The organism is Proteiniphilum sp. (genome assembly GCF_034927365.1).
Lineage (GTDB): Bacteria > Bacteroidota > Bacteroidia > Bacteroidales > Dysgonomonadaceae > Proteiniphilum.
This window is the reverse complement of the sequence record NZ_JAYFQD010000023.1, coordinates 35,328-60,741: the sequence shown is the minus strand read 5'-3', so window position 1 is coordinate 60,741 and position 25,414 is coordinate 35,328. Positions and strand designations below refer to the sequence as shown.

22 protein-coding genes and 2 pseudogenes are annotated in these 25,414 nt (G+C 43.2%); 22 read left to right on the top strand and 2 right to left on the bottom strand.

The window, feature by feature from the left end; translation table 11 throughout:
• Window positions 1–717, bottom strand: a pseudogene (locus VB073_RS14470) (hypothetical protein); the annotation flags it as partial.
• A 359-nt stretch (window positions 718–1,076) separates the two neighbouring features.
• Here VB073_RS14470 and VB073_RS14465 point away from each other — a divergent pair.
• The 15 genes from VB073_RS14465 (at window position 1,077) to VB073_RS14395 (ending at window position 15,272) form a co-directional block, all read left to right on the top strand.
• Complete coding sequence (locus VB073_RS14465) at window positions 1,077–1,628, top strand: DNA-3-methyladenine glycosylase I (RefSeq protein ID WP_323404905.1); 552 nt, start codon at window positions 1,077–1,079, stop codon at window positions 1,626–1,628.
• Between the two features lie 317 nt (window positions 1,629–1,945).
• A complete protein-coding gene (locus VB073_RS14460; protein WP_323404904.1) occupies window positions 1,946–2,314 on the top strand; it encodes an NADH-quinone oxidoreductase subunit A in 369 nt (122 codons plus the stop codon).
• 179 nt (window positions 2,315–2,493) lie between these two features.
• Window positions 2,494–3,048, top strand: a complete 555-nt coding sequence (locus tag VB073_RS14455) for an NADH-quinone oxidoreductase subunit B (RefSeq protein ID WP_323404903.1) — start codon at window positions 2,494–2,496, stop codon at window positions 3,046–3,048.
• 1 nt (window position 3,049) lies between these two features.
• Window positions 3,050–3,580 carry an NADH-quinone oxidoreductase subunit C gene (locus VB073_RS14450; protein WP_323404902.1) on the top strand — a complete coding sequence of 177 codons (531 nt, stop codon included), beginning with the start codon at window positions 3,050–3,052 and terminating at the stop codon, window positions 3,578–3,580.
• 48 nt (window positions 3,581–3,628) lie between these two features.
• Window positions 3,629–4,873 (top strand): NADH-quinone oxidoreductase subunit D, encoded by a 1,245-nt coding sequence (locus tag VB073_RS14445; protein WP_323404901.1) that lies wholly within the window; start codon window positions 3,629–3,631, stop codon window positions 4,871–4,873.
• Between the two features lie 18 nt (window positions 4,874–4,891).
• Window positions 4,892–5,413 carry an NAD(P)H-dependent oxidoreductase subunit E gene (locus tag VB073_RS14440; protein ID WP_323404900.1) on the top strand — a complete coding sequence of 174 codons (522 nt, stop codon included), beginning with the start codon at window positions 4,892–4,894 and terminating at the stop codon, window positions 5,411–5,413.
• 10 nt (window positions 5,414–5,423) lie between these two features.
• A complete protein-coding gene (gene nuoF / locus VB073_RS14435; RefSeq protein ID WP_323404899.1) occupies window positions 5,424–6,800 on the top strand; it encodes an NADH-quinone oxidoreductase subunit NuoF in 1,377 nt (458 codons plus the stop codon).
• Window positions 6,801–6,864: 64 nt separating this feature from the next.
• Window positions 6,865–7,929 carry a 2Fe-2S iron-sulfur cluster-binding protein gene (locus VB073_RS14430; RefSeq protein ID WP_323404898.1) on the top strand — a complete coding sequence of 355 codons (1,065 nt, stop codon included), beginning with the start codon at window positions 6,865–6,867 and terminating at the stop codon, window positions 7,927–7,929.
• 38 nt (window positions 7,930–7,967) lie between these two features.
• The gene (gene nuoH, locus VB073_RS14425) at window positions 7,968–8,999 is read left to right on the top strand and encodes an NADH-quinone oxidoreductase subunit NuoH (RefSeq protein WP_323404897.1); all 1,032 of its coding nucleotides are present in this window, start codon (window positions 7,968–7,970) and stop codon (window positions 8,997–8,999) included.
• Window positions 9,000–9,003: 4 nt separating this feature from the next.
• Entirely contained in the window at window positions 9,004–9,555 is a 552-nt protein-coding gene (nuoI, locus tag VB073_RS14420) for an NADH-quinone oxidoreductase subunit NuoI (RefSeq protein ID WP_323404896.1), read from the top strand.
• A gap of 15 nt (window positions 9,556–9,570) precedes the next feature.
• Window positions 9,571–10,071, top strand: a complete 501-nt coding sequence (locus VB073_RS14415; RefSeq protein WP_323404895.1) for an NADH-quinone oxidoreductase subunit J — start codon at window positions 9,571–9,573, stop codon at window positions 10,069–10,071.
• Window positions 10,072–10,118: 47 nt separating this feature from the next.
• Window positions 10,119–10,442: an NADH-quinone oxidoreductase subunit NuoK gene (nuoK, locus tag VB073_RS14410; protein WP_323404894.1), complete on the top strand. Its 324-nt coding sequence runs from the start codon at window positions 10,119–10,121 to the stop codon at window positions 10,440–10,442.
• Between the two features lie 6 nt (window positions 10,443–10,448).
• Window positions 10,449–12,335 (top strand): NADH-quinone oxidoreductase subunit L, encoded by a 1,887-nt coding sequence (gene nuoL / locus VB073_RS14405; protein ID WP_323404893.1) that lies wholly within the window; start codon window positions 10,449–10,451, stop codon window positions 12,333–12,335.
• A gap of 51 nt (window positions 12,336–12,386) precedes the next feature.
• A complete protein-coding gene (locus VB073_RS14400; RefSeq protein ID WP_323404892.1) occupies window positions 12,387–13,850 on the top strand; it encodes an NADH-quinone oxidoreductase subunit M in 1,464 nt (487 codons plus the stop codon).
• 33 nt (window positions 13,851–13,883) lie between these two features.
• Window positions 13,884–15,272: an NADH-quinone oxidoreductase subunit N gene (locus tag VB073_RS14395; protein ID WP_323404891.1), complete on the top strand. Its 1,389-nt coding sequence runs from the start codon at window positions 13,884–13,886 to the stop codon at window positions 15,270–15,272.
• A 72-nt stretch (window positions 15,273–15,344) separates the two neighbouring features.
• Here the strand turns inward: VB073_RS14395 and VB073_RS14390 are convergent, their stop codons facing one another.
• Entirely contained in the window at window positions 15,345–16,289 is a 945-nt protein-coding gene (locus VB073_RS14390; protein WP_323404890.1) for a PstS family phosphate ABC transporter substrate-binding protein, read from the bottom strand.
• A 334-nt stretch (window positions 16,290–16,623) separates the two neighbouring features.
• Between VB073_RS14390 and VB073_RS14385 the strand changes: the two genes are divergently transcribed.
• The 7 genes and pseudogenes from VB073_RS14385 (at window position 16,624) to VB073_RS14355 (ending at window position 25,394) form a co-directional block, all read left to right on the top strand.
• Complete coding sequence (locus VB073_RS14385) at window positions 16,624–17,787, top strand: ATP-binding protein (protein WP_323404889.1); 1,164 nt, start codon at window positions 16,624–16,626, stop codon at window positions 17,785–17,787.
• A 129-nt stretch (window positions 17,788–17,916) separates the two neighbouring features.
• A complete protein-coding gene (locus tag VB073_RS14380) occupies window positions 17,917–18,540 on the top strand; it encodes a hypothetical protein (protein WP_323404888.1) in 624 nt (207 codons plus the stop codon).
• 36 nt (window positions 18,541–18,576) lie between these two features.
• Window positions 18,577–19,092 (top strand): annotated as a pseudogene (locus VB073_RS14375) (nucleotidyl transferase AbiEii/AbiGii toxin family protein); the annotation flags it as partial.
• Between the two features lie 74 nt (window positions 19,093–19,166).
• On the top strand, window positions 19,167–19,553 hold the full coding sequence (locus VB073_RS14370) for a hypothetical protein (protein WP_323404887.1): 387 nt from the start codon (window positions 19,167–19,169) through the stop codon (window positions 19,551–19,553).
• A 100-nt stretch (window positions 19,554–19,653) separates the two neighbouring features.
• Complete coding sequence (locus tag VB073_RS14365; protein ID WP_323404886.1) at window positions 19,654–22,623, top strand: type I restriction endonuclease subunit R; 2,970 nt, start codon at window positions 19,654–19,656, stop codon at window positions 22,621–22,623.
• Window positions 22,624–22,635: 12 nt separating this feature from the next.
• Window positions 22,636–23,748: an AAA family ATPase gene (locus VB073_RS14360; protein WP_416349552.1), complete on the top strand. Its 1,113-nt coding sequence runs from the start codon at window positions 22,636–22,638 to the stop codon at window positions 23,746–23,748.
• Window positions 23,749–23,768: 20 nt separating this feature from the next.
• Entirely contained in the window at window positions 23,769–25,394 is a 1,626-nt protein-coding gene (locus tag VB073_RS14355; RefSeq protein WP_323404884.1) for a type I restriction-modification system subunit M, read from the top strand.
• Window positions 25,395–25,414: the final 20 nt, after the last annotated feature.

Genomic DNA, 25,414 nt, shown 5'->3' with positions numbered 1-25,414 from the left:
GGAGATTGTCTTGTCGGAATGCATAAGCAGATTCTTTGCTTCGGTCAGTTTACGGGTTTCGATAATTTCAGATACACTCCGTTGCAAAATACTGCGACAGATCAGATTCAGATTACGCGCGGACATATTCAGTTTCTCCGCGTAAAAGTCCACACTTACATCCCGTTTAAAATTATCTTCCAGAATGCGCAAAAACGATTTAAAGGTAATATTCTGATTATTATCCGTATTTACAGGTAGGACTTTCTTTTTTCGCTCGGCTTCGATTAACACGAAAAGTGTACTTAAAAGGCTTCTGATTATGGAGAAATCAGCCGCATCTTTTATATATTCATCTTCGATCATTTGCGTAACGACACAGATCCGGTCAAAACTCTCCCCTACCAGCAGTTCCACATTGGCGTAATCGTGATAGTTGGAATAAAGTTGGAAACGCGATTCTGAGATCAGACTACTCTTAAACCGGAATATCCATCCTTCGGGATATCTGTTTTGCGCGTCAGGAAGCATATCGACTGTATGTACTTTTCCTTTACTGACAAAACAAACCAGGGGAGCAATCAATCTCGAACGTTCGAAGTCGATAAGGTGTTCTATCATCCCGGTCTTACAGATCACAAGCTCTTCAAAGTCATGGCTATGCGGCTCAAACGTAAAAGCCGACATACGTTTTGACTGTTCTCCCGTAAACCAAGTTATTGTAAACAATTGTTCCATAGCATTCCCTGAGTTTATATCATACAAAAATAACTTTTCCCGGGAATATTAGGCAATATTCGCCCCTCTTTCTTCAAAATATTGAATTCACTTTAGTCGTACTGTAACTGTTTTATTTGATTAGTTCATTATAAATTATGATCAGTGTAGTAATTTATTAATCTCTCTTTTCCTATTAGACTATATAACTCAATAAAACAATCATTCAATTCTGAGCTTTTCTAATATTTTTTTGCAACTTTGTATTATGGCAAAGATCAATGTAAAAGATACGGAAATAACGGTTATATCAGTTGAGGAACGAGATTATATTTCGCTTACTGATATGGCAAATGCAAACAATCATTCAAATAATATTTATGTCATATTGCAGTTATATAGAAACATTGGTAGGCGATAGGAAAGAGTTGAACAAAAACTATCACGATAAATATTACGGCTTTCCCATTCACGACGACAACGAATTGTTTGGCAGGTTGATTTTAGAAATTAACCAGGCAGGTTTGAGCTGGGAAACAATTCTGAAAAAGGAGCAGTCTTTTAGAAAGGTATACGACAATTTCAACATTAAAAAAATTGCAGAATATACTGAAACAGACAGGCAAAGACTTTTGGCAGATGCAGGTATTATCCGCAATAAGCTGAAAATAAATGCAGCTATAGAGAACGCTAAAACAATTCTTACACTGCAACAGGAATACGGTTCTTTTGAGAAATGGTTGGAGCACTATCACCTGAAAACAAAGGAAGAATGGGTGAAGTTGTTCAAAAAAACATTTCTCTTTACCGGAGGCGAGATTGTCAATGAATTTTTATTGAGCACTGGTTATTTACGTGGCGCACACTCCGAAGATTGTCCTGTACACAAAGAGATCCTCAAGCAAAATCCAATGTGGGCAAATCAGAAATAAAGAAATATTTCTTCATTCGTAATTAATATTGGTATTATTTCTCAGCTATAATCACTATTTATAAGGCTAAGAGACCCATTTCATCTCATCAAACAAATTGTTAATTATCAACCACTTGAACACCGTAAAGATTTCCTCCTTTATCAACGAAAAATAGCGTGATGTCAACTCTGGAATTGGGTTCTACAATATTTAACAATAAGGTGTTGTGAAGTCAAATATATTGCTTACATTTGTAGGTTAGTATTTAGGTTTGATTACAGTTTTTCACAAAACAGAGTCAGTTTTTGCTGAACTCTAATTGATAGGATTTAACAATGAATACAAGCTTAGTTGATTTCACGCCCATCACAATGCAGATTGTCTTTGCAACTCTGTTTGTTTTTGCCACCATTCTCATCTCGCAGTATCTTGGCCCTAAACATAAGTCCGCACGCAAATCGGATATTTTTGAATGTGGCCTCGACTCAATTGGAGATGCACGCTCACCGTTTTCCATCCGTTATTTTCTGGTTGCCATACTTTTTGTACTGTTTGATATAGAGATCATTTTCATGTATCCCTGGGCAGTCGGATTCAGTGAAATGGGATGGACAGGATTGCTGAAAATGCTCGGATTTTTATTTATACTCCTTATCGGCTATATCTACGTTTCAAAACGTGAAGCCTTTGAGTGGGATAGATAGATTAATGTGCCAATGTGAATAATGTGCCAATAAGACTAATATAATGATTTAATGATGCAATTGCCAGCAATTAAATTGGCACATTGGCATATTAGTAAATTAGCACATTAGCTTATTCTTGGTTCTGATAATTAACGAACGGTTTACAGGATTTGTCAAACAATAATACACCGACAAAAATGGAAAAAGATCACAGCAAAGTCAATATAGTTCCCGCCCCCCAAGGCTATCAAGGTCACGGTTTTTTTGCCACCCGGCTGAAAGACGTTGTGGGACTGGCGCGGGCAAATTCGATGTGGCCGATGCCATTTGCTACATCGTGCTGCGGAATTGAATTCATGGCCACCATGGCCGCTACATATGATATGGGGCGCTTCGGCGCCGAACGGAACAGTTTTTCTCCCCGCCAGGCAGATATGCTGCTGGTGATGGGGACAATCTCCAAAAAGATGGTACCTATCCTACGCCACGTCTATGAGCAGATGTGCGAACCCAAATGGGTGATCGCCGTCGGTGCCTGCGCATCGTCGGGGGGTATTTTCGATACCTACTCGGTGCTTCAGGGTATCGATAAAATCATTCCGGTGGACGTATATGTCCCGGGATGTCCACCTCGGCCCGAACAGATTCTGGAAGGGGTGATGAAACTCCAGGAGATCGTGGAAAATGAATCACTTACCCACCGTGGTAGCGAAAAATATGAAGAATTGCTGAAATCGTACAATTTCGAATAAGATGGCTTTGGAAATACCTACTCTGCAGCAACGTATCTCGGAACGCTTTCCCGACACAACGTCGGATTTTATGATCATTCAGGATATTTTCACGTTTACCGTCAAGTCGCAAACGTGTAAAGAGCTGATTGATTTCCTGCATTCTGACGAAGTGCTCAACTTCAACTTCCTGACAGACCTTTGTGGGGTACATTATCCCGATAATATGCCCGACAAGCAGTTTGCCGTAGTTTATCTGCTGCATAACTGGGTCGATAATATCCGGATAAGGGTAAAGACATTCCTCCCCGGCAACAATCCGGAAACCGACAGTGTCACTTCCGTCTTTGCTTCGGCAAACTGGATGGAACGGGAGACATACGATTTTTATGGCATACAATTCACGGGGCATCCCAATCTGAAACGGATATTGAACCACGACGGCATGAAGGTATTTCCTTTGCGTAAGGAGTATCCGCTAGAGGATGAATTCAGAACCGATAAGGATGACCGCTTTTTCGGTCGTGAAGTCAACCCCAATAGCATCCCATAGCTTGTGACGGCCATGGAATAATCAGTAACAGAAGAATTATCCGAAGATATGTTATCGAAAGACGTTTTTATCAGTGATCCCGAACATCCGTTCGAGAAATATATACGGGAGCGTGGTTTTGAAGAAGGAAAAGAACTTTCCATCCTCAACTTCGGACCTACCCACCCTTCCACCCATGGTGTTTTCCAGAATATCCTGCTGATGGATGGCGAATATATCCTGGACGCCGATACCACCATCGGATATATTCACCGCGCCTTCGAGAAGATCGCGGAACAACGCACGTTTTACCAGATCACGCCGCTTACCGACCGGTTGAACTACTGTTCGGCACCGCTTAACAATATGGCATGGTGGATGGCGGTCGAAAAAGCACTGGGAGTGAAAGTACCTAAACGTGCAGAATATATGCGGGTGATTATCATGGAGATGGCACGTGTTATCGACCACTCCATCTGTAACGGTATCCTCGGTGTCGACCTCGGCGCCTATTCCCCGTTTATCTATGTGATGGAATACCGCGAGCTGGCTTATGAAATATTTGAAGAGATCAGCGGTGCACGGTTGACTACCAATATGGGCCGTATCGGAGGTTTTGAAAGGGATTTCAGTCCGGTAGCATGGGAGAAGATCGACCGTTTTATCAAAGGGTTCCCGAAAGCATGGGCAGAACTGGAGAAAGCCTACCTGCGTAACCGTATCTTTATGGACAGGACCATCAACGTAGGAAAGATATCGGCTGAAAAGGCGATTAACTATGGCTTTACCGGTCCCAACCTGCGCGCCACAGGCGTCGATTACGACCTCCGTGTGGCACAACCCTACAGTTCTTATGATGATTTTGATTTTATCATTCCCGTGGGAACATCGGGAGATACATACGACCGTTTTTGCGTCCGTTGTCAGGAAGTGCACGAAAGCATAAAGATTATGACACAGGCACGCAAAAACCTGCCCGAAGGTAGTTTCCATGCCGAAGTACCCGATTATTACCTTCCGCCGAAGGAGAAAGTATATACCCAAATGGAATCGCTGATCAACCATTTCAAGATTGTGATGGGAGAATATCCGGTGCCGGTCACCGAGGTATACCACGCAGTGGAAGCCGCCAACGGCGAACTGGGCGTCTATATGGTCACCGACGGTTCACGTACACCGTTCCGCGTACATTTCCGTCGCCCTTGTTTCATCTATTATCAGGCGTTCCCCGAAATGATCAAAGGCAGCATGTTCTCGGATGCGGTGGCTACCCTTTCGAGTATCAATGTCATTGCAGGAGAATTGGATGCGTAAGTTTCAAGAGATTGAAAAATGAAAGAATATACACAGGAAATAAATATTACGGATGAGTTGATGTCCCACATCAACGAGATTATCAGCCATTATCCGGAAGGAAAGCAAAAATCGGCTTTACTGCCTGTCCTACATATCGTGCAGGACGCACACGACAATTGGCTGAGCGTCGGCTTGATGGACAAGGTGGCAGAAATTTTACAGATTACGCCTATCGAAGTGTATGAAGTGGCTACGTTCTACTCCATGTACAACCTGAAACCGGTTTCCAAATATATGCTCGAGTTTTGTCGTACGGCATGCTGCTGCATCCGTGGCGGTGAAGACCTGATGGATTATACCTGCAACAAACTGGGCATTAAACCGGGAGAGATCACTCCCGACGGTATGTTCAGTGTGGTCGGCGTGGAATGTCTCGGCGCCTGCGGTTACGGACCGATGCTGCAATTAGGCGATTTCTATCACGAGCATATGACTCCCGAAAAGATCGACGTTTTGATAGAAGATTGCAAACAGCAAAATATTAAACTTCACGCTTAAAGGGAAAACGATGGCAAAAAAGATACTGACAGAGAAGACAGATATTCCCGGTATTCGAGAATACGATGTGTACCGTGAGAACGGCGGTTATACCGGTGTAGAGAAAGCGCTGAAGGATTTTACTCCCGACCAGTTGGTGGAGATCGTCAAGACGTCGGGCCTTCGGGGCCGTGGCGGTGCCGGTTTTCCCGTGGGGATGAAATGGAGTTTTATCGACAAGAAATCGGGAAAGCCGCGCCATTTGCTGGTCAATGCCGATGAGTCGGAGCCGGGCACCTTTAAGGACCGTTATTTGATGGAACGTATCCCTCACCTGCTGATCGAAGGGTCCATCATCTCGAGTTATGCGCTGGAAGCCGAACTGTCGTACATCTATATCCGGGGAGAGTACATGTATATCTACAAACTGCTCGAGAAAGCTATCAAGGAAGCGTATGCCCATGGCTGGCTCGGAAAAAATATCCTCGGTACAGGGTATAACCTCGACTTATATGTGCACTGCGGTGCGGGTGCTTACATCTGCGGTGAAGAGACCGCGCAGATCGAGTCGCTGGAAGGAAAACGGGGTAATCCGCGTATCAAACCGCCATTCCCTGCCGTCAACGGATTATGGAACGAACCGACGGTAGTCAACAACGTAGAGTCCATCGCTTCCATCCCGTGGATCACCCTGAACGGAGGCGAAGAATATGCGAAGATAGGCATAGGACGTTCTACCGGCACCAAACTGATTTCGGCTTCGGGCCATATTAAAAATCCGGGCGTATATGAAATCGAACTGGGAATGACGGTCAACGAATTCTTCAACTCCGACGAATACCTCGGCGGAATGATGGACGACCGTCCGCTCAAAGCTTTAATTCCCGGAGGATCATCGGTACAGATACTGCCGCCCCAATATATTTTCAAGACAGCCAATGGCAAAGATCGTCTGATGACGTATGAATCATGGGCGGATGGTGGTGCAGTGACCGGTTCATCACTGGGTTCGGGTGGTTTTATCGTTTATAACGACACTGCCTGCATTGTCAGGAATACATGGAATCTGGCCCGTTTCTACCATCACGAAAGTTGTGGACAATGCTCACCCTGCCGCGAAGGAACAGGCTGGATGGAGAAAATACTATACCGCATCGAACATGGTATGGGCGTGGAAGAAGATATAGATACCCTCTGGGACGTACAGGCCAATATCGAGGGAAATACTATCTGCCCGCTGGGCGATGCCGCCGCATGGCCGGTCGCCGCAGCCATCCGGCATTTCAGGGAAGAGTTCGAATATCATATTCGTTTCCCGGAAAAAATAAAGAACAGGCATCATTTCCGTGACGAACCCATGGAGAAGGTCCGTCATCTCCTGCAAAGGGATGCTATTTTGAGTCATTGAACAATTTTACAGAAACGAAAAGTCGATGTGATGATGTGATGATGTGCTAAAAAGATTTTAGAGTATGAAGATTACGATAGACGAACAAATCATAGAGGTAGAACCCGGGACGACTGTACTACAGGCGGCCCGGATGATTGGCGGACCCAGTGTTCCGCCCACCATGTGTTACTACTCCAAACTGGAAGACTGCGGTGGAAAATGCCGTTGCTGTCTGGTGGAAGTCACCAAAGGCAGTGAGCGCGACCCACGCCCGATGCCTAAACTGCAACCATCCTGCGTGACCGCAGTACAGGACGGTATGGAAGTACTGAGCGCCAACTCACCTCGGGCATTGGCTGCCCGCAAGGCGGTCACCGAGTTCCTGCTGATCAACCACCCGCTCGACTGTCCCGTATGCGACCAGGCGGGAGAATGTGACTTGCAGGATCTGGCAATGACCAACGATAACTTCGCTTCGCGTTTCAGGGAACAGAAAGTCACTTTTCCCAACGAAGATATAGGCCCCTATATTTCGCTCAATAAAAACCGGTGTATTCTGTGCTACCGGTGCGTGAAACTGGCCGAACAGCTTACACCCGAACGGGTACAGGGTGTGCTTTACAGGGGTGATCATGCAGAAATCTCAACTTATATCACGAATGCGATCGACAACGAGTTTTCGGGGAATATGATCGATGTATGTCCCGTAGGCGCATTGACCGACCGAACCTTCCGCTTCCAATCGCGTGTATGGTTCACTAAAAAGTTCGATGCCCACCGCGATTGCCCCCATTGTTCGGGAAAGGTGGTACTTTGGATGTTCGGCAATGAAGTGCAGCGCGTAACGGCACCCAAAGACCAGTTCAAGGAGGTGGAACATTACATTTGCAACGAATGTCGTTTCGACCATAAACGGAAAGAGGACTGGGTCATCGAAGGGCCTCACCGTTTCGGCAACTACTCTGTACTGAATATCAATAAGAACGAGCTCGTCAATCCTGCCGAAGTGGTTATCGATACCGATAAGCTGACACTCGAAGGGCGCGACAAGGACCGGAAAAAGATCAGTATGAAACATGTGCCGCTTCCTCACGAAAACGAGGAGATCGATAGCATGGTGAATTACGAACAGGACAGTGAGAAATAACAAGCCCGTGAATTACGAACAGAACTGAAGAAACAGATATGGATATCTACTTTTTTATAGAAAAACTGGTGATTATTGTGACCGTATTCGCGGTAACCATGCTTTTCGCCCTCTATGAAACACTTGCGGAACGCAAGATCGCAGGATTTATGCAGGACCGTTACGGACCGAACCGTGCCGGGAAATTCGGATTGCTACAACCCATCTTCGACGGGATAAAACTCTTCGCCAAAGAAGATTTCATCCCTGAAACACCCAACAAAATGTTGTTCATTGTCGGGCCGGCCCTCTCAATGATCGTGGCATTGCTGGGATCAGCCGTTATTCCCTGGGCAAAGGAATTCCATATCGGCGAGCGCATCGTTATCCCACAGGTAGCCGACCTCAATATCGCCATTCTGTATATTGTGGCCGTTCTTTCCACAGGCGTCTACGGTATCGTGATCGGGGCATGGGCGTCCAACAACAAATACGCATTGCTCGGCGGTATCCGCGCAGGGGCGCAGATGATTTCCTATGAAATCGCGATGGGATTATCCATCATCTCGCTGGTGATGATGACCGGTACACTGAGTTTAAATGAAATTTCGGCACAACAGGCAGGAATGAACTGGAACGTGTTCTACCAACCCATCACCTTTTTCGTCTTTCTGGTTTGTTCTTTTGCGGAATGTAACCGGGCACCGTTCGATCTGGCTGAATGCGAGTCGGAATTGGTAAACGGCTACCATGTGGAGTACTCTTCCATGAAACAAGGATTTTATATGTTCGCTGAATATGTAGCGATGTTCTTCTCGTCGGTACTGATGTCGGTACTCTTCTTCGGAGGCTATAACTACCCCGGCATGGAATGGATGATCGAACATGCAGGCGTCAATATCGCCAATATTCTCGGTGTTTTGGCACTCCTGCTTAAAACATCATTCTTCATCTTCTTTTTCATGTGGATCCGGTGGACCATTCCCCGTTTCCGTTACGACCAACTAATGCGTATGGGATGGAAGATGTTGTTCCCGCTGGCGCTGTTCAATATCGTATTGAATGGGATTTTGATTTTAGTAATAAAATAACAAAATGGACAAGATTAAAAATATATCACTCTCGGGACGGAAGACCCAGGTGTCCAACAAGAAGATGACTTTCATGGAAAGCATCTACCTGAAGGAAATCATCCGTGGCCTCTCGATCACCATCAAGCACTTTTTCAGCCCCAAGGTTACGGTGCAGTATCCCGAGCAGAAAAGGCCGTTCAGCCCTGTTTACCGGGGACTCCACGTATTGATGCGCGACGAGGAAGGGCGTGAACGGTGTACTGCCTGCGGCATGTGCGCCCTGGCCTGCCCTGCCGAAGCCATCACCATGACGGCTGCAGAACGCAAACCGGGTGAAGAACACCTCTACCGTGAAGAGAAATATGCAAGCACCTACGAGATCAACATGCTTCGTTGCATCTTCTGTGGACTGTGCGAGGAAGCATGCCCGAAAGAGGCGATCTATCTCACCAAATCCAACACATTCGTACATCCGAAGACGGATCGGGAGTCGTTTATCTATGGGAAAGACAGGTTGGTCATCTCGGTAGAGGACGCCAAGCAAAAGAAATACGGAGAAGCTGTAGTTAAATAAGTAAGGAAGAAAATTATGGCAATTGTTTTTTATTTTTTATCGGCATTGACATTGGGTACAGCGCTGATGACGGTACTGAGCAGAAATCCCATTTATAGCGCCATCTACATGATCATCTGCTTTTTCTCGATCGCGGGCCATTACCTGTTACTCGATGCACAATTCCTGGCAATCGTACACGTGATCGTCTACACCGGATCGGTAATGATTCTGCTGCTTTTCACGCTCATGCTGATGAACCTAAATGAAACACACGAAAGGAGAAAAATAACCATCGGCCGCATTACCGCCGTAGTGGCCGCCTGCCTGATGGGATTGGTGCTGTTCGCCGCCCTTATCAAGGCAATCCCTGAAATGGAAAGCTATAAGGCGACCGGCGTCGACTACCAGTCGGTGAAAGTGCTCGGGAACGTATTGTTCACTGAATACCTGCTTCCATTCGAATTTGCCTCGGTGATGTTGCTGGTGGCAATGATCGGCGCAGTAATGATATCAAAGAAAAAATTCAACTCCTGACGGGCATTTCCCGGCACAGGAAAGACAAAAAATAAATTGGCAAAATAATGGCTGAAAATATTTTAAATGTAATCGGTATCGAAGCATACATGGGTATGGTCATTTTGCTTTTCTCGATAGGGATACTGGGAGTGCTGTTCAGAAGAAGTGTGATTGTACTTTTAATGTCGATAGAAATTATGCTGAACGCGGTGAACCTGCTGTTGGTAATTTTCTCGGTATACCATCAGGATTCATCAGGGCAGGTGTTCGTATTTTTCTCGATGGCTGTTGCCGCGGCAGAGGTGGCTGTGGGACTGGCAATCATCGTTTCCATCTTCAGGAATACGGGAATTGTGGATATAAGCCTGCTTAAAAATCTGAAAGGATAAGAACGAATGGAAAGATCATTGACACTACTTCTTTTACTAAGCCCCTTCGCGGGATTCCTGATCAACCTGTTTCTCGGAAAAAGGATCAAGGAGAGATCGGGATGGTTGGCTACGGCTGCCGTACTGGTTTCGTTTGCCGTTTCGGTATATTTCTTCATTCAGATACAGACAACCCATACAGCGATAACGGTACAGTTGTTCGACTGGATAAAACTGGCGGGATTCAATGTCGGCATGGGTTTTCTTTTCGACCAGCTTTCAGTATTGTGGTTACTGTTCGTCACCGGGATCGGGGCATTGATCCACATCTATTCTATCGGTTACATGCACGACGATGAGAATAAAGACCGCTTCTTCGCCCATATGAACCTGTTCATCTTCTTCATGCAGTTATTGGTATCGGGAAGTAATCTCCTGATCACCTTTATCGGCTGGGAAGGCGTAGGACTCTGCTCTTACCTCCTGATCGGGTTCTGGTACAAAAACCAGAGTTATAATGATGCGGCGAAGAAAGCGTTTATCATGAACCGTATCGGCGATCTCGGATTTCTGATAGGTGCATTCACGCTGGCACGCCTGTTCGGTACGCTCGATTATATCCAACTGAAAACGGATTTCGCCGGCGTATTGGCCAACAATCCCGAAATTATCGGTGGACTGACACTTTCCGCAATTTGCCTTTTCTTCGGTGCGACCGGAAAAAGCGCCCAAATTCCGCTTTATACATGGTTACCCGACGCAATGGCGGGTCCCACTCCCGTTTCAGCACTGATCCATGCGGCGACGATGGTCACCGGGGGTGTTTTCCTTGTCACAAGGATGGGATTTTTATATACGGCACTACCCAATGTACAATTGATCGTTGCTGTCGTAGGGTCAATCACGGCACTGTTTGCCGCCACCATCGGGCTGATGCAGACCGACATCAAGAAAGTACTCGCCTACTCCACCATATCCCAACTCGGGCTGATGTTCCTTGCACTGGGTGTGGGCGCTTATACGGCAGCCGTATTCCATGTGGTCACCCATGCGTTCTTCAAAGCCTGTTTGTTCCTCGGAGCCGGTTCGGTAATCCACGGCCTGTCCGGACAGCAGGATATGCGCAAGATGGGAGGCGTGAAATCGGTGATGTTCGTCACTTATACCACCTTCTTTATCGCCACGTTGGCCATTTCGGGAATACCGCCATTTGCCGGATTCTTCTCCAAAGACGAGATCCTGATATCCGCCTTTGAACACAACAAAGTATTGTGGGCCATCGCCTCAGTAGCTTCTATTTTCACGGCATTTTATATGTTCCGTGCCTTATACCTCACCTTCTTCGGTGAGTTCCGCGGATCTGCAGAAGAAAAACATCATATCCACGAATCTCCGAGGACAATGACAGTACCCCTGATCGTACTCGCCACCCTTTCGGTGATCGGCGGTATAATCGGCCTTCCTGGACACAACTGGCTAAGCAGTTTCCTTGCACCCGTACTGCCCGAAGCAACCGGACACACGCATCATCTGGGCGCCACCGAGTATATGCTGATGGGACTGGCTGTCGTCGGTGCGCTAATCGGCATCGGGATCGCCTATTCGCAATATATCCGCAACCGCCGTGTACCCCGAAGTGATGAAGTAAAATCCGGATTCGGAAAAATGATATATAACAAGTTTTACATCGACGAGATATATGACACTATCGTAGTAAAACCGATGTACAAGATATCGGCATTTTTGACCGATGTGTTTGAAGTCCTGTTCTCTTCCCTGCTTTCGGGCACGGGACGCGTCACCGGACAGCTCTCCATACTGGTACGTTCGGTACAAAGCGGCAATATCGGAAGATATCTCGTCTTTTTTGTCTTGGGGGTATGTATCATACTCGTCTATCTCTACCTTTTTTAAATCGAACTCCATGGATGCACACAACAATTATTTGAAAGATATTTTAAGGAAATGAATATAGGAGTAGTTTTAGCAATTTTATTAGCAGGTGTATTAATAACCTTTATATCAGGGGACCAACGGGCCAAACAAATAGCGTTGGTTTTCAGCATAGCCACATTGCTATCCACTATTTGGATGCTGATAGGTTATCTGAACGGCACCGATATGGGGATGAGCATCCCATGGATCCAAAATCCGGATATCGATTTCGCATTCAAGATCGATGGGCTGGCACTGGCCATGATCCTGCTGACAAGTGTGTTGACACCGATAATTATCCTGACAACATGGAATAGGGATATTCACGATTCCCGGGTATTATTCGCGCTGATCCTTTTCATGGAAACCGCCATGCTCGGGACTTTTTCCAGCAGCGACGGCCTACTCTATTACATCTTCTGGGAATTATCGCTTATCCCTATCTATTTCATTATCCTGTTCTGGGGAGGTAGTAAATTTTCCAAACGGAAAAAAACGGTCTTCACTTTTTTTATATTCACTTTCGCCGGTTCACTGTTCATGCTGATATCCATTATCTATCTCTATTCCCAATCCGGGAATTTCGCGTTAGACTCATGGTACAACCTTAACCTGCCGGCCCAGGTACAATACTGGGTGTTCGGCGGATTTTTCCTGGCGTATGCCATCAAGATACCACTTATCCCGTTCCACTCGTGGCAGGCATCCACCTACCACAGGGCGCCGGCTTACGGAACGATGCTACTTGCCGGTATCATGCTCAAAATGGGGTTATACAGTATCATCCGCTGGCAATTACCGGTGCTGCCAGCCGCTGCCGAAACCTTCAAGCCCATCCTGATTGGATTGTCGCTCGCCGGGGTAATCTACGGTTCCATCATCACGTTAAGGCAAAAGAATATAAAACGGTTCCTCGCCTACTCTTCACTGGCACACGTCGGGCTTATCGCTGCCGGTGCCTATTCGCTCACCGCGGACGGGATAAGTGGTGCCATCGTACAGATGCTGGCGCACGGGCTCGTCATTGTAGGACTTTTCTATATAGCCGATATCATTTACGCTCGTTATGAAACATTGAAGATCGGTGAAATGGGAGGTATCAAGGTACAAGCTCCCAAACTGAGCCTTGCCTTCATGTTGCTGATTTTGGCATCTGTTGCATTGCCCACCACCTTCAACTTTATCGGTGAGTTCAGCATCCTTTATGGCCTGAACCAGTTGAATATCTGGTATGCGGTGTTAGGTGGATTAACGATTATACTGGGAGCATTCTATATGTTGCGGATGTTTCAACAGACCATGACAGGAGAGGCAAACCCCAAATTCTTTGCCGACCTGAAGTCGGGAGAAGGATTTATTTTCGCGCTACTGATCCTCCTGTTGCTGTTCTTCGGTATCTATCCGCAGCCGATCCTCGATCTTATCTCGCCATCGGTACAGGAGATCCTGCAACAGGTCAATGCACATCCGGCAGTAACCACTCTAATTAATTAAGTATAAACAGGTCATTTTGATATACGCAATATAATGGGTTTACTAATAGCAATCGTATCGTTAGGTCTTTTATGCCTGGTACTCGAAGTCCTGCAGCTAAGGAAAGTGTTCGTTCCGGTCACGGTAGCCGGACTTCTCCTCTTATTCGGTATCACTTCCTACGAACTATACACGGACAATACAATATTCAACATTTCGGATCTTCCCGAGATGCTCGTTTTCGACCAGTACGGCAAAGCCTTCGCGGCGCTGTTTATGCTGCTTACGGCACTTATCCTGAGTATGGTCCCATTCTGTACCAGAGAGCGGCCGACACAGCGGGCCGACTATTCATCGATCTTCCTTTTCCTGCTTTCCGGCGCTGTGGCGATGGTTTCGTTCAGTAACCTCTCGATGTTCTTTATCGGCCTGGAGGTACTCTCCATCTCACTCTATCTTTTAAGTGCCAGTAATGTAAAAAACAAGTGGAGTAACGAAGCGGGAATAAAATACTTTCTTATGGGTTCTTTCGCCTCTTCCATCATCCTGTTTGGTATCGCATTGGTGTATGGCGCCACCGGCTCGTTCGACATGCATAAAATTGCAGAGGTACTTCAAGCGGGTAATGCTCCCCTATGGTATAATATAGGCGTTACGATGATCCTGATCGGCATGATGTTTAAAGTTGCAGCCGTACCGTTCCATTTCTGGGCACCCGACGTATATCAAGGGGCACCCACGGTAGTCACTACCCTGATGAGCACACTGGTAAAGGTCACAGCAATGGCCACACTGTACAAGCTGATGGATACGATGATTCCTGAATTGATACAATCACAGCGCATTGTTATTCTGGTGATCTCCATCCTTACGATGACGGTAGGTAATCTCTCCGCAATGCGGCAGATCAACATGAAACGGTTACTCGCCTTTTCGGGTATTTCCCACGCAGGGTTCATGTTAATGTCGTTACTCTACCTGCATAAAGATCCCCAGATACTGTTGTATTACGCCGCCGCCTACGCATTGGCAGGTGTTGCCGCCTTCGCGGTCATCATTGCCGTCTGTCACGCCAAAGGCGCCCAGGATATCGGTATGTTCGCAGGATTGGGCAGGAAAAAACCGTTGATGGCGGTCGTCCTCACTTTTGCCATGTTGTCGATGGCAGGCATTCCCATTTTCTCGGGATTCTGGGCAAAGCTGTTCCTTTTCAGCCAGATGGTGAGCATCGGTGAATATCTTCTGGTGATCGTAGGGGTTCTGAACTCCATCATCAGCGTGTTCTTCTATTTCCGTGTGATCAACATGATGTTTATGCAGCCATCGGAAGACGACAAGCCAATCGAATATCCCGCGGTAATCGGTTATGTGGCCACCATCGCCATCCTATTGAATATCCTGCTCGGTATCTTCCCGTCGGTAATAACCGGGCTGACGTTGTAATCCCGAATATTTTCAACACTTATAGCTATTAAGGTGATCGGTTACAGGACAAGCCGGTGATTGATAACATGCTTATTTCGCCACGTAACCACTCTCCTCTATGATCTTTTTCGCTTTGTCAGAGCAGAGGAGTTGGTATAACCTGTATGCCTTCGAGCTTCTGTCGATATCGGAACGAATCGCAGTATAAACTTCTGTCGTATAGGGATATGATCGGTTTCTGACGGCTTCTTTCGTCGGGGCAACTCCATCTATCGCCAGTTGATTGACAAGATCAGGTTTTACAAAAAAACTGTTGTAGTAGTAAAGCGAATAACATATTCCACTTTCATCGCTTCTCAGCCTTTCGAACGGCCCTCCCATCCCTATTAATGAGGTATATTCCCATTTCGGCATTTCCAACCCTTTCATGACGATCGTTTCCATTTTTTCCTGACTGCCAGAATTGGGTTCCCTTATATAAGGCGTAATGGCAAGGTCGTCTCCTCCCACTTCTTTCCAATTGTTGATCTCTCCCATGTAAATACCTTGTATCTGTTCTTTTGTGAGTGATTTGACGGGATTGCTCTTGTGGGTAATAAAGATAAATCCATCGAGGGCAATGGGTGTTTCGAGGAGTGTAACCCCCTTTTCTTCGGCATGAACTTTTTCATCCCTCGAAATGCTGCGGGAAGTAACGATCAGATCAACCTCCCCATTGATAAGATTTGTGAATGCGCCGTGCGTGGTAGAAACCCGCAGATTATCCAAAAACTCACGGGAGCCGGGCAGGTCCTCATAGTGAATAATTAAATCGTAGTATCCTGAAAATATCAGGTTTTCCTCCCAATCATAACTCACACCCAATAACTTGCAAGCAATAAGTGTTTGAAGAAGTGATGTAGATGTGGAACAGTCCACCTTCGGATAGTTATCCATTGTAATACCTTCGATCAGAAATGGATCAGGCAGATCACCTTTTGAGCATCCCGTTAAAACACACATTAATAGCATTATAGCTCCAATTGCTTTCTTCATAATATTTATTATAAAATTGACATTATAACCACGATTCTAATTTTAACATGCAGGTCTATAGATGAATAATCCAAAAATTATTCCGCTCATTTATAAAGATGAAAAAATAACAAAACGTTACATAGGCATATAGTTAAAATATACAAAAACAAACTTTGTCTAACCTAACGGTAGACCCTGACCTATCAATGCAAAAAGAAATCAGAGAAAAATTGAAAGGGAAAATAAAGAATCACCAAAACACTAACCATGCAAATTTCAAATTAAATTTGAGATTTGCATGGTTATAAATCAAAATTTCATATCTTTGTATCGGATAAAAGAATAACACAAAATGTTTATACAGAGAGCAAACGGGGAAGATATACTTGAAGCCATACGACATTTTCCCGTAACAGCAGTCATCGGCCCTCGCCAATGTGGAAAATCGACGTTGGCAAAGCATTTGATGGAAGATTACCCGTCCGGGACATTGTATCTGGACTTGGAGCGTCCTTCAGATTTGGAGAAACTGAGGGATGCCGAATGGTTTCTTTCAAGCCAGAAAGATAAGCTGATTTGCATTGATGAAATTCAGCGAAAGCCCGAGTTATTTCCTCTCATCCGGAGTTTGGTGGACGAATGGAACAAGCCGGGCTGCTTTGTGGTACTGGGTTCGGCTTCACGTGATTTACTGATGCAAAGTTCCGAATCACTGGCCGGACGAATTGTATATAAACAATTGACACCATTCTTGTGGTCTGAACTGCCAAGAGACATTTCTATTGAAAAATACTTTGAAAGAGGCGGTTTCCCTCGAAGTATACTGGCTACAAGCGATAAGATTTCTTTTGCATGGCTTAATAGTTTTATCGCCACATTTCTAGAGCGTGATATGTTGCAGTGGGTCAATTTCACCCCTGCTACCATGAGGCGTTTGTGGCAGATGCTGGCACACGTAAACGGGCAGACGGTAAATTATTCCAGCCTGGGCAATTCTCTGGGTGTAAGCAATCAAACCGTAAAAAATTATATCGATTTGCTGAAAAGCACCTATATGGTGGATATGATAGCGCCTTACATTTCCAATATGGGCAAGCGCCTGGTGAAAGCGCCAAAGGTGTATATTTCCGACTCGGGTATCGTGTCTGCTTTGTTGGGTATCCGGACTTTTACGGATTTTTCAGGACATCCCGCTTTTGGTGCTGTCTGGGAAACGATCGTGCTTGCCAATCTGCGAGGAACCTTTCCCGAAGTAGAAATCTATTTCTACCGGACAGCAGGCGGTGCTGAAATTGATTTTGTGGTACAAATCAATCACCAAATTATTGCCATAGAATGTAAGGCATCTTATTCACCGACCTTGTCCAAAGGCAACTATATAGCCATTAAAGATATCCATCCCGAACATACTTTTGTGGTAACACCCTCTTCTGAGAGTTGGCCTATGAGCAAAGGTATAGATGTGGTTTCATTGAGCGGTTTGATCGAAAAGCTAAGTCTTATAACCAGCATATAACCTGGTAAGTTGGCTTTTAAGGATATATCTCATTACAGGAACGTCACTTTTTTGATAGGAAATAACAAATAAACTCATTATCTATAAAAAAAATGACTATTTTTTGCCAAAAAATAGATTTGTATAGATATGAAGTTTATTTCTGCGTTTGGCAATATCCCTTTTGAAATTAGCGTATTATCATCTAATTTGAATAATTATAAGTCACCAAATAAGAAAATCACTGAACTTGAAAAACAGGGAACTATTATCCGCTTGAAAAAGGGAATGTATGTCGTTTCTCCGGACATATCGGGTAAATCATTATCAGAGGAATTGATCGCCAATCACCTCTATGGCCCCTCTTATGTGTCGATGGAAACAGCACTTCGCAATTACAGGTTGATACCTGAACGAGTACATACAGTGGCTTCAATGACGTTAAGACTGACCAAAAACTATGAAAACAGGGTAGGTCGATTTGAATATATACATTGCCCGGCCAATTACTACGCTATTGGTATCCGTCAAGTTGTTGAAGAGGATCATGCTTATTTAATCGCTTCTCCGGAAAAAGCGTTATGCGATTTGATTACCTATACGCCAAAGCTTCGGCTGCGGTTTGTCAAGGCCATGCAAACCTATCTGGAAGAAGATATACGGTTTGATATGGATCAGTTTTATACAATGGATCCTGATATTTTTGAACAATGTTTGGCTGTCAGTAAAAAGAAAGTAAACATTCAGAACATTCTAAAACTATTGAAGCAATGAACATATTTGACCAGATGTTGGCCCGCTATGAGATAAAAAAAGAAGTTAGGGCGAGTGGAATCGGCATTTCTAAAAGAAAATACCGCCGCATACGATCTGAAATTTCAGACTGAAAAATCCATCAAGATAAAAATAGAAGTGGACATTGATCCACCTATGAAATTTGATACCGAACAAAAGTTACGGCTACTACCCTTCTCGTTTATGACACGCTGTTTTGTTCTGTCTGATTTATTTGCAGGAAAGATGCATGCCCTTGTATTCCGTAATTGGAAATCGAGGGTGAAAGGACGGGATTGGTATGACTTTGAGTGGTATGTGAGAAACGGAACGGAACTCAACTTTGACCACCTGCAAGAGCGAATCCGGCAGTTTGACGGACTTGAATTAAATAAGGAGCAATTCATTGAAAAGTTAAAGGAACGGCTTGCCCACACCGATATCAATGCTGTAAAACGGGACGTACAACGGTTTGTAGTAAATCCCGAAGAATTGGAAATTTGGTCAAACGACTACTTCTTACAAGTAGCGGATATGATCAGGTTTAAGTAGGATATCACACATTTATATGCACTTACAAGAATTTGAATCGTGTGATAATAAAAAAATAATAGGAGGAATAAATTATGTCTGGAGGACACTTTGATTATCAGCAATATCGTATAGATACAATTGCGGAGGAAATTTTAGAAATCATTCGTGAAAACAAAGAAGGCTACGATTCTTTTTCTGGGGATATTCATTATGGATATTCATCAGAAGGAGAAATTAAGGAAAAGCCTAAAGACTGGCAACGCTATTCCGATGAAACAATTCAAGAGTTCAAGGAGGGGTATAGACTATGCAAACTGGCAGCAGTTTATGCCCAAAGAATTGATTGGTTGGTGTCAGGTGATGATGGAGAAGATAGCTTTCATAAAAGATTGAAAGATGATTTGGAAGGCATTGAATTAAAGATGAAGCAACTCGAAGAAAGAAATTGGTATATAGGCGAAAAAAGAGAGAAGGAATAACAAAGGAAGAAGCTAAGAGTTTGATTTTGATTTATAATTGGAGATTATTTGTTAACTTTGGAACATTAAAACAATCTCCTTTAGATAGAATATTGCATCTATGACAAAAGAAGCACAAATAGAAGAACTGTTTATAAAAAAGTTAGAGGATCTCAAATATACATATCGCAGAGATATCCACGATAAAAATTCTCTTGAAAAGAATTTTCGTGAAAAATTTGAGGCTCTTAATCGTGTAAAGCTGACTGAAAATGAATTTGAGCGGCTTAAAACGGATATTATCACTTCTGATGTGTTTGCCGCTTCAAAAATGTTACGTGAAAGAAACTATTTTCAGCGTGAAGATGGTACGCCATTAAATTACACCTTGGTCAACATTAAAGACTGGTGTAAGAATGAGTATGAGGTAATCAACCAATTAAGAATAAATACAGGGAATAGTAACCAAAGATACGATGTAATTATTCTCATCAATGGTATTCCTGTTGTTCAAGTTGAATTAAAAACACTTGAAATTTCACCACGTAAGGCCATGCAGCAAATCATTGATTATAAAAATGATCCTGGGAACGGTTATACGAACTCACTGCTTTGTTTTATGCAATTGTTTATAGTGAGCAACAGAACTAACACCTATTATTTTGCCAACAATAGAAACCAGCATTTTAGCTTTAACGCCGATGAGCAATTCTTACCTGTCTACCAATTTGCAGATGAGGATAATAAGAAGATCACACATTTAGACTCTTTTGCCGAAAAATTCCTACCAAAATGCACGTTGGGAGAAATGATCAGCAAATATATGGTTCTTGTAGAAAGCGAGCAAAAATTATTGGTAATGCGCCCATACCAAATTTATGCGGTAAAGGCCATTGTCAATTGCATTCATCAGAACCGGGGAAACGGTTATATATGGCATACCACGGGGAGTGGTAAAACGCTCACTTCCTTTAAAGCTTCCACCCTACTGAAAGATAATCCAGATATCGAAAAATGTCTTTTTGTCGTGGATCGTAAGGACTTGGACAGGCAGACCCGTGAAGAATTTAATAAATTTCAGGAAGGTAGTGTTGAAGAAAACACCAATACCGAGACTTTAGTAAGACGTTTACTATCTACTGATTATGCTGACAAGGTAATTGTAACAACCATTCAAAAATTAGGATTAGCTTTGGATGGAAACAACAAGAAGAAATATAAGGAACGTTTAGAGTCTTTGAGCAAAAAGCGGATAGTCTTTATTTTTGATGAATGTCATCGTTCCCAGTTTGGGGATAATCACAAAGCAATCAAAGAGTTTTTTCCCAATGCTCAACTGTTTGGCTTTACCGGTACACCTATTTTTGAAGAGAACGCCACTCAAAACTCAAGAGAAGGGGAATACGCTTCGTACAAGACCACCAAGGATGTATTCGAGAAGGAACTGCATGCCTATACTATTACAAATGCAATAGATGATAGAAATGTATTGCGTTTTCATGTGGATTACTTTGAAGGAAAAGGAAATATAAAACCCAAACCAGGCGAAGCTATTACTCAACAGGCTGTTGTGGAAGCCATAATAGATAAGCACGATGCAGCGACCAATACTAGACGGTTTAATGCTGTGCTGGCAACCGCATCTATCAATAATGCCATAGAGTATTACGATCTTTTTAAAGAAGTTCAGAAGCAGAAGTTGAAAACGGACAAGGATTTTATCCCGTTAAATATAACCTGTGTTTTCTCGCCACCTGCAGAGGGGAACAAAGACATCCAACAAATTCAGGAGGATTTAGAACAAGAAAAAGAGGACAACAAGCAGAATCCTGATGAGAAGAAAGCGGCATTGAAAAGAATCATTAAGGATTACAATAAACAGTACGGCACGAATCACAACATCAATGAGTTCGACTTGTATTATCAGGATGTACAGAAGCGTATCAAAGATCATAAATACAGCAACTCCGATTATCCTCATAAGAACAAGATTGATATCGTCATTGTAGTGGACATGCTACTCACCGGATTTGATTCCAAATACCTGAATACCTTGTATGTGGATAAAAATCTGAAGTACCACGGATTGATACAGGCCTTTTCACGGACTAATCGTGTACTGAATGACACCAAGCCCTACGGCAATATTTTAGATTTTCGACGTCAAGAATCTGCGGTGAATGAAGCCATTGCATTATTTTCCGGTGAAAAATCTGATGAAGATGCGAAGAAAATATGGCTGGTTGATCCTGCTCCGGTAGTAATTGCCAAATTTAAAAAAGCAGTTGCCGACTTAAATGTTTTTATGGCAGAAAACAATTTGGTTTGCGCTCCCGAAGAGGTATATAATCTGAAAGGCGATGCCGCTCGAATAGCTTTTGTAAAGAATTTCAAGGAGATACAGAAATTGAAAACTCAGCTCGACCAATATACGGACTTGGATGAAGAACAAAGAGCGCAGATCGAAAACATACTACCCGAAGATACTCTTCGTTCTTTTAGAAGTTCTTATATCGAAACAGCCAAAAAATATAGAGAAATTCAGCAGAAAGAGGGTGATCAAGCACCGGAAGAAATACAACAGCTCGACTTTGAATTTGTACTTTTTGCCTCCGCTCTGATCGATTACGACTATATAATGGAGCTGATCGCCGAGAATACGCAAAAGAAACCTTCCAAGCAGAGAATGACCAAGCATCAAGTCATCAGTTTACTTAGTTCAAGTTCAAACCTGATGGATGAACAGGAAGATTTAACTGAGTATATCAACAGTTTAGATTGGAATATAGGTCACGATGTAAATTCGCTACGAGAAGGATACGACACTTTTAAAACAGAGAAAAGTGAGAAAGAATTGGCGGATATTGCTGGAAAATACGGGCTATCAGTTTCAGAGCTAAAAGATTTTACAGACAAGATTATCGGCCGGATGATTTTTGATGGAGAAAAACTAACAGACTTGTTAGAACCATTGGAATTAAGCTGGAAAGAGCGCCGTATAAAAGAACTTGCATTGATGGCAGATTTAGTCCCCTACTTGAAAAAACAAGCGCAGGGGCGCGAAATCTCTGGATTAGCGGCATATGAGTAAATAAGGAGAGCGATGAATAAGCCAAAGATATATAGATATAAAACATTGAATGGTCTTGTAACCAGACTACGAGATGATTTAAATGACTCGGATTTTGTATTGCTTTACGCTTACAATGGTACCGGGAAAACTCGACTGTCAATGGCATTCAAAGAAAAAGGGAAGAAGAATGGACAGTCGGACACGCTTTATTTCAATGCTTTCACTGAAGATCTTTTCTATTGGGATAATGATCTGGATAATGACACAGAACGCGTACTCAAAATAAACGAGAAATCGAAATTTTTTAGTGGATTCAAAGAACTGGCGTTGGAAGAGAGAATTTTTGCCTATTTGGAACGTTACGCAGAATTCGACTTTAAAATTGATTACGAAAAATGGGAAATCAACTTTAGTAAGCAAATTAAAAATCCAGCCCATCAGTCAAATCCGGAATTACCTGAATATGTTATTCAAAGTAATATCAAAATATCCCGTGGAGAAGAAAATATTTTCATCTGGTGTATCTTCTTGGCTATTTGCGAATTGACTATTGACGGAACCCCATCCTATGATTGGGTCAAGTATATCTATATTGATGATCCGATTTCATCATTAGATGATAATAATGCAATTGCCGTAGCAAGTGACCTCTCCAATTTGTTGAGAAGCGGAGTTAGTGAGGTAAAAACGATTATTTCTTCTCATCACAACCTGTTTTTCAATGTGGTCTGCAATGAATTAAAGAAAAATAGGAGCAAACGTTACTTCTTGCATAAGAATGGAATAGATGGACACACACTGCGGGCAACGGATGATACCCCCTTTTTTCACCATGTTGCATTATTAAGCGAATTGAAACAGGCAATAGATTCAGATAGAATTAACACCTATCATTTCAACATGCTGCGTAGTATTCTTGAAAAAACAGCCACGTTCTTTGGATACGACGATTTTTCCAGATGCATTCATGGAGTAGAAGATGAAATACTATATGCACGTGCATTAAACTTGCTAAGTCACGGAAAATATTCTATATACGAACCTGTGGAAATGGGAACGGACAATAAAGAGCTTTTTAAAAATATATTGGGAGCATTTCTTGGAAAGTATGAATTCTATCTTCCTGAGATTCTCGCTGAATAAATAACAAAATACAGTCAATCATGACAATACAAGATCAAAAACAATTAGGTAAAACGCTTTGGGATATAGCTGACCAATTAAGAGGAGCAATGGATCCGGATGATTTTCGGGACTATATGTTGTCTTTTTTATTCCTTCGGTACTTATCTGATAATTATGAGGAGGCAGCGAAAAAAGAACTGGGTAAAGACTATCCTCAGCAGGAAGAAGATAATAGAAGTACCGCATTGACGGTATGGTATAAAAATAATGAAGCAGATATAGTAGAGTTTGAAAAGCAGATGCGCCGAAAAGTGCATTATGTTATCAAACCACAATACTTGTGGAGTAATATTGTGGAACTTGCACGCACCCATGATGGGGAGTTATTACAAACTCTTGATGATGGTTTCAGGTATATCGAAAATGAATCATTCGAAAGCACTTTCCAGGGTTTATTCTCAGAAATAAACTTGAACTCTGAAAAATTAGGCAGGACTACCACTGAGCGAAATAAAAAACTTTGCGTCATAATTCAGAAAATAGCTGAAGGAATTGCTAGATTTTCTACCGATACCGATATTTTAGGCGATGCCTATGAATATCTTTTGGGCCAGTTTGCTGCTGGATCAGGAAAAAAGGCAGGCGAATTCTATACACCACAACAATTATCTACTATCTTGTCAAAAATCGTGATTCTGGATAGTCAAAATCCGGCATTAGGAGAAAAAAAGAAGTTGGATAGAGTGCTGGATTTTGCATGCGGCTCCGGTTCACTCCTTTTGAATGTACGCCGGCAATTAGCGGATAGTGGCGGGAGTATCGGTAAAATATATGGGCAGGAGAAGAACATCACAACCTACAACCTTGCCCGTATGAATATGTTGTTGCATGGACTAAAAGACACGGAGTTTGAAATCCATCATGGCGATACATTGTTAAATGACTGGAATATTCTGAACGAAATGAATCCTGCAAAAAAGATGGAATTCGATGCTATCGTGGCAAATCCCCCTTTTAGTTTGCGTTGGGAACCAAACGACACACTGGCAGAAGATTTCCGTTTCAAGAGTTATGGAATTGCACCTAAATCAGCTGCCGATTTTGCCTTTTTACTACATGGATTTCATTTCTTATCCGGTGAAGGGACGATGGCCATTATACTCCCCCACGGAGTTTTGTTCCGGAGCGGAGCAGAAGAACGTATTAGGACAAAACTATTAAAAGACAATAACATAGACACTGTTATCGGCTTACCCCCTAACCTATTCTTTTCAACAGGAATACCTGTTTGTATTTTGGTACTGAAGAAATGCAAGAAGTTTGACGATGTATTATTCATTAATGCCAGCGAGCATTTTGAAAAAGAGAAACGCCAAAACCGCTTACGTGAAGGAGAGGATGGAAAGCCAAATGATATCCAGAAGATAGTCGAGACCTACCAATTCCGAAAAGAGGAAGAACGGTATTCAAGACGAGTATCTTTGGATGAGATAAAAGAAAATGGTTATAACCTCAATATTTCTCGATACGTAAGTACATTTCAGGAAGAAGAGCCGATTGATATCCATGCCGTTATGGCCGAAATCAAGGAATTGGAAGCAAAGCGAGCCAAGTTAGATGAAGAAATTGAAGTGTACCTGAAAGAATTGGGATTAGTTCCTTGATTTTTTGTTTTAAGAATCCT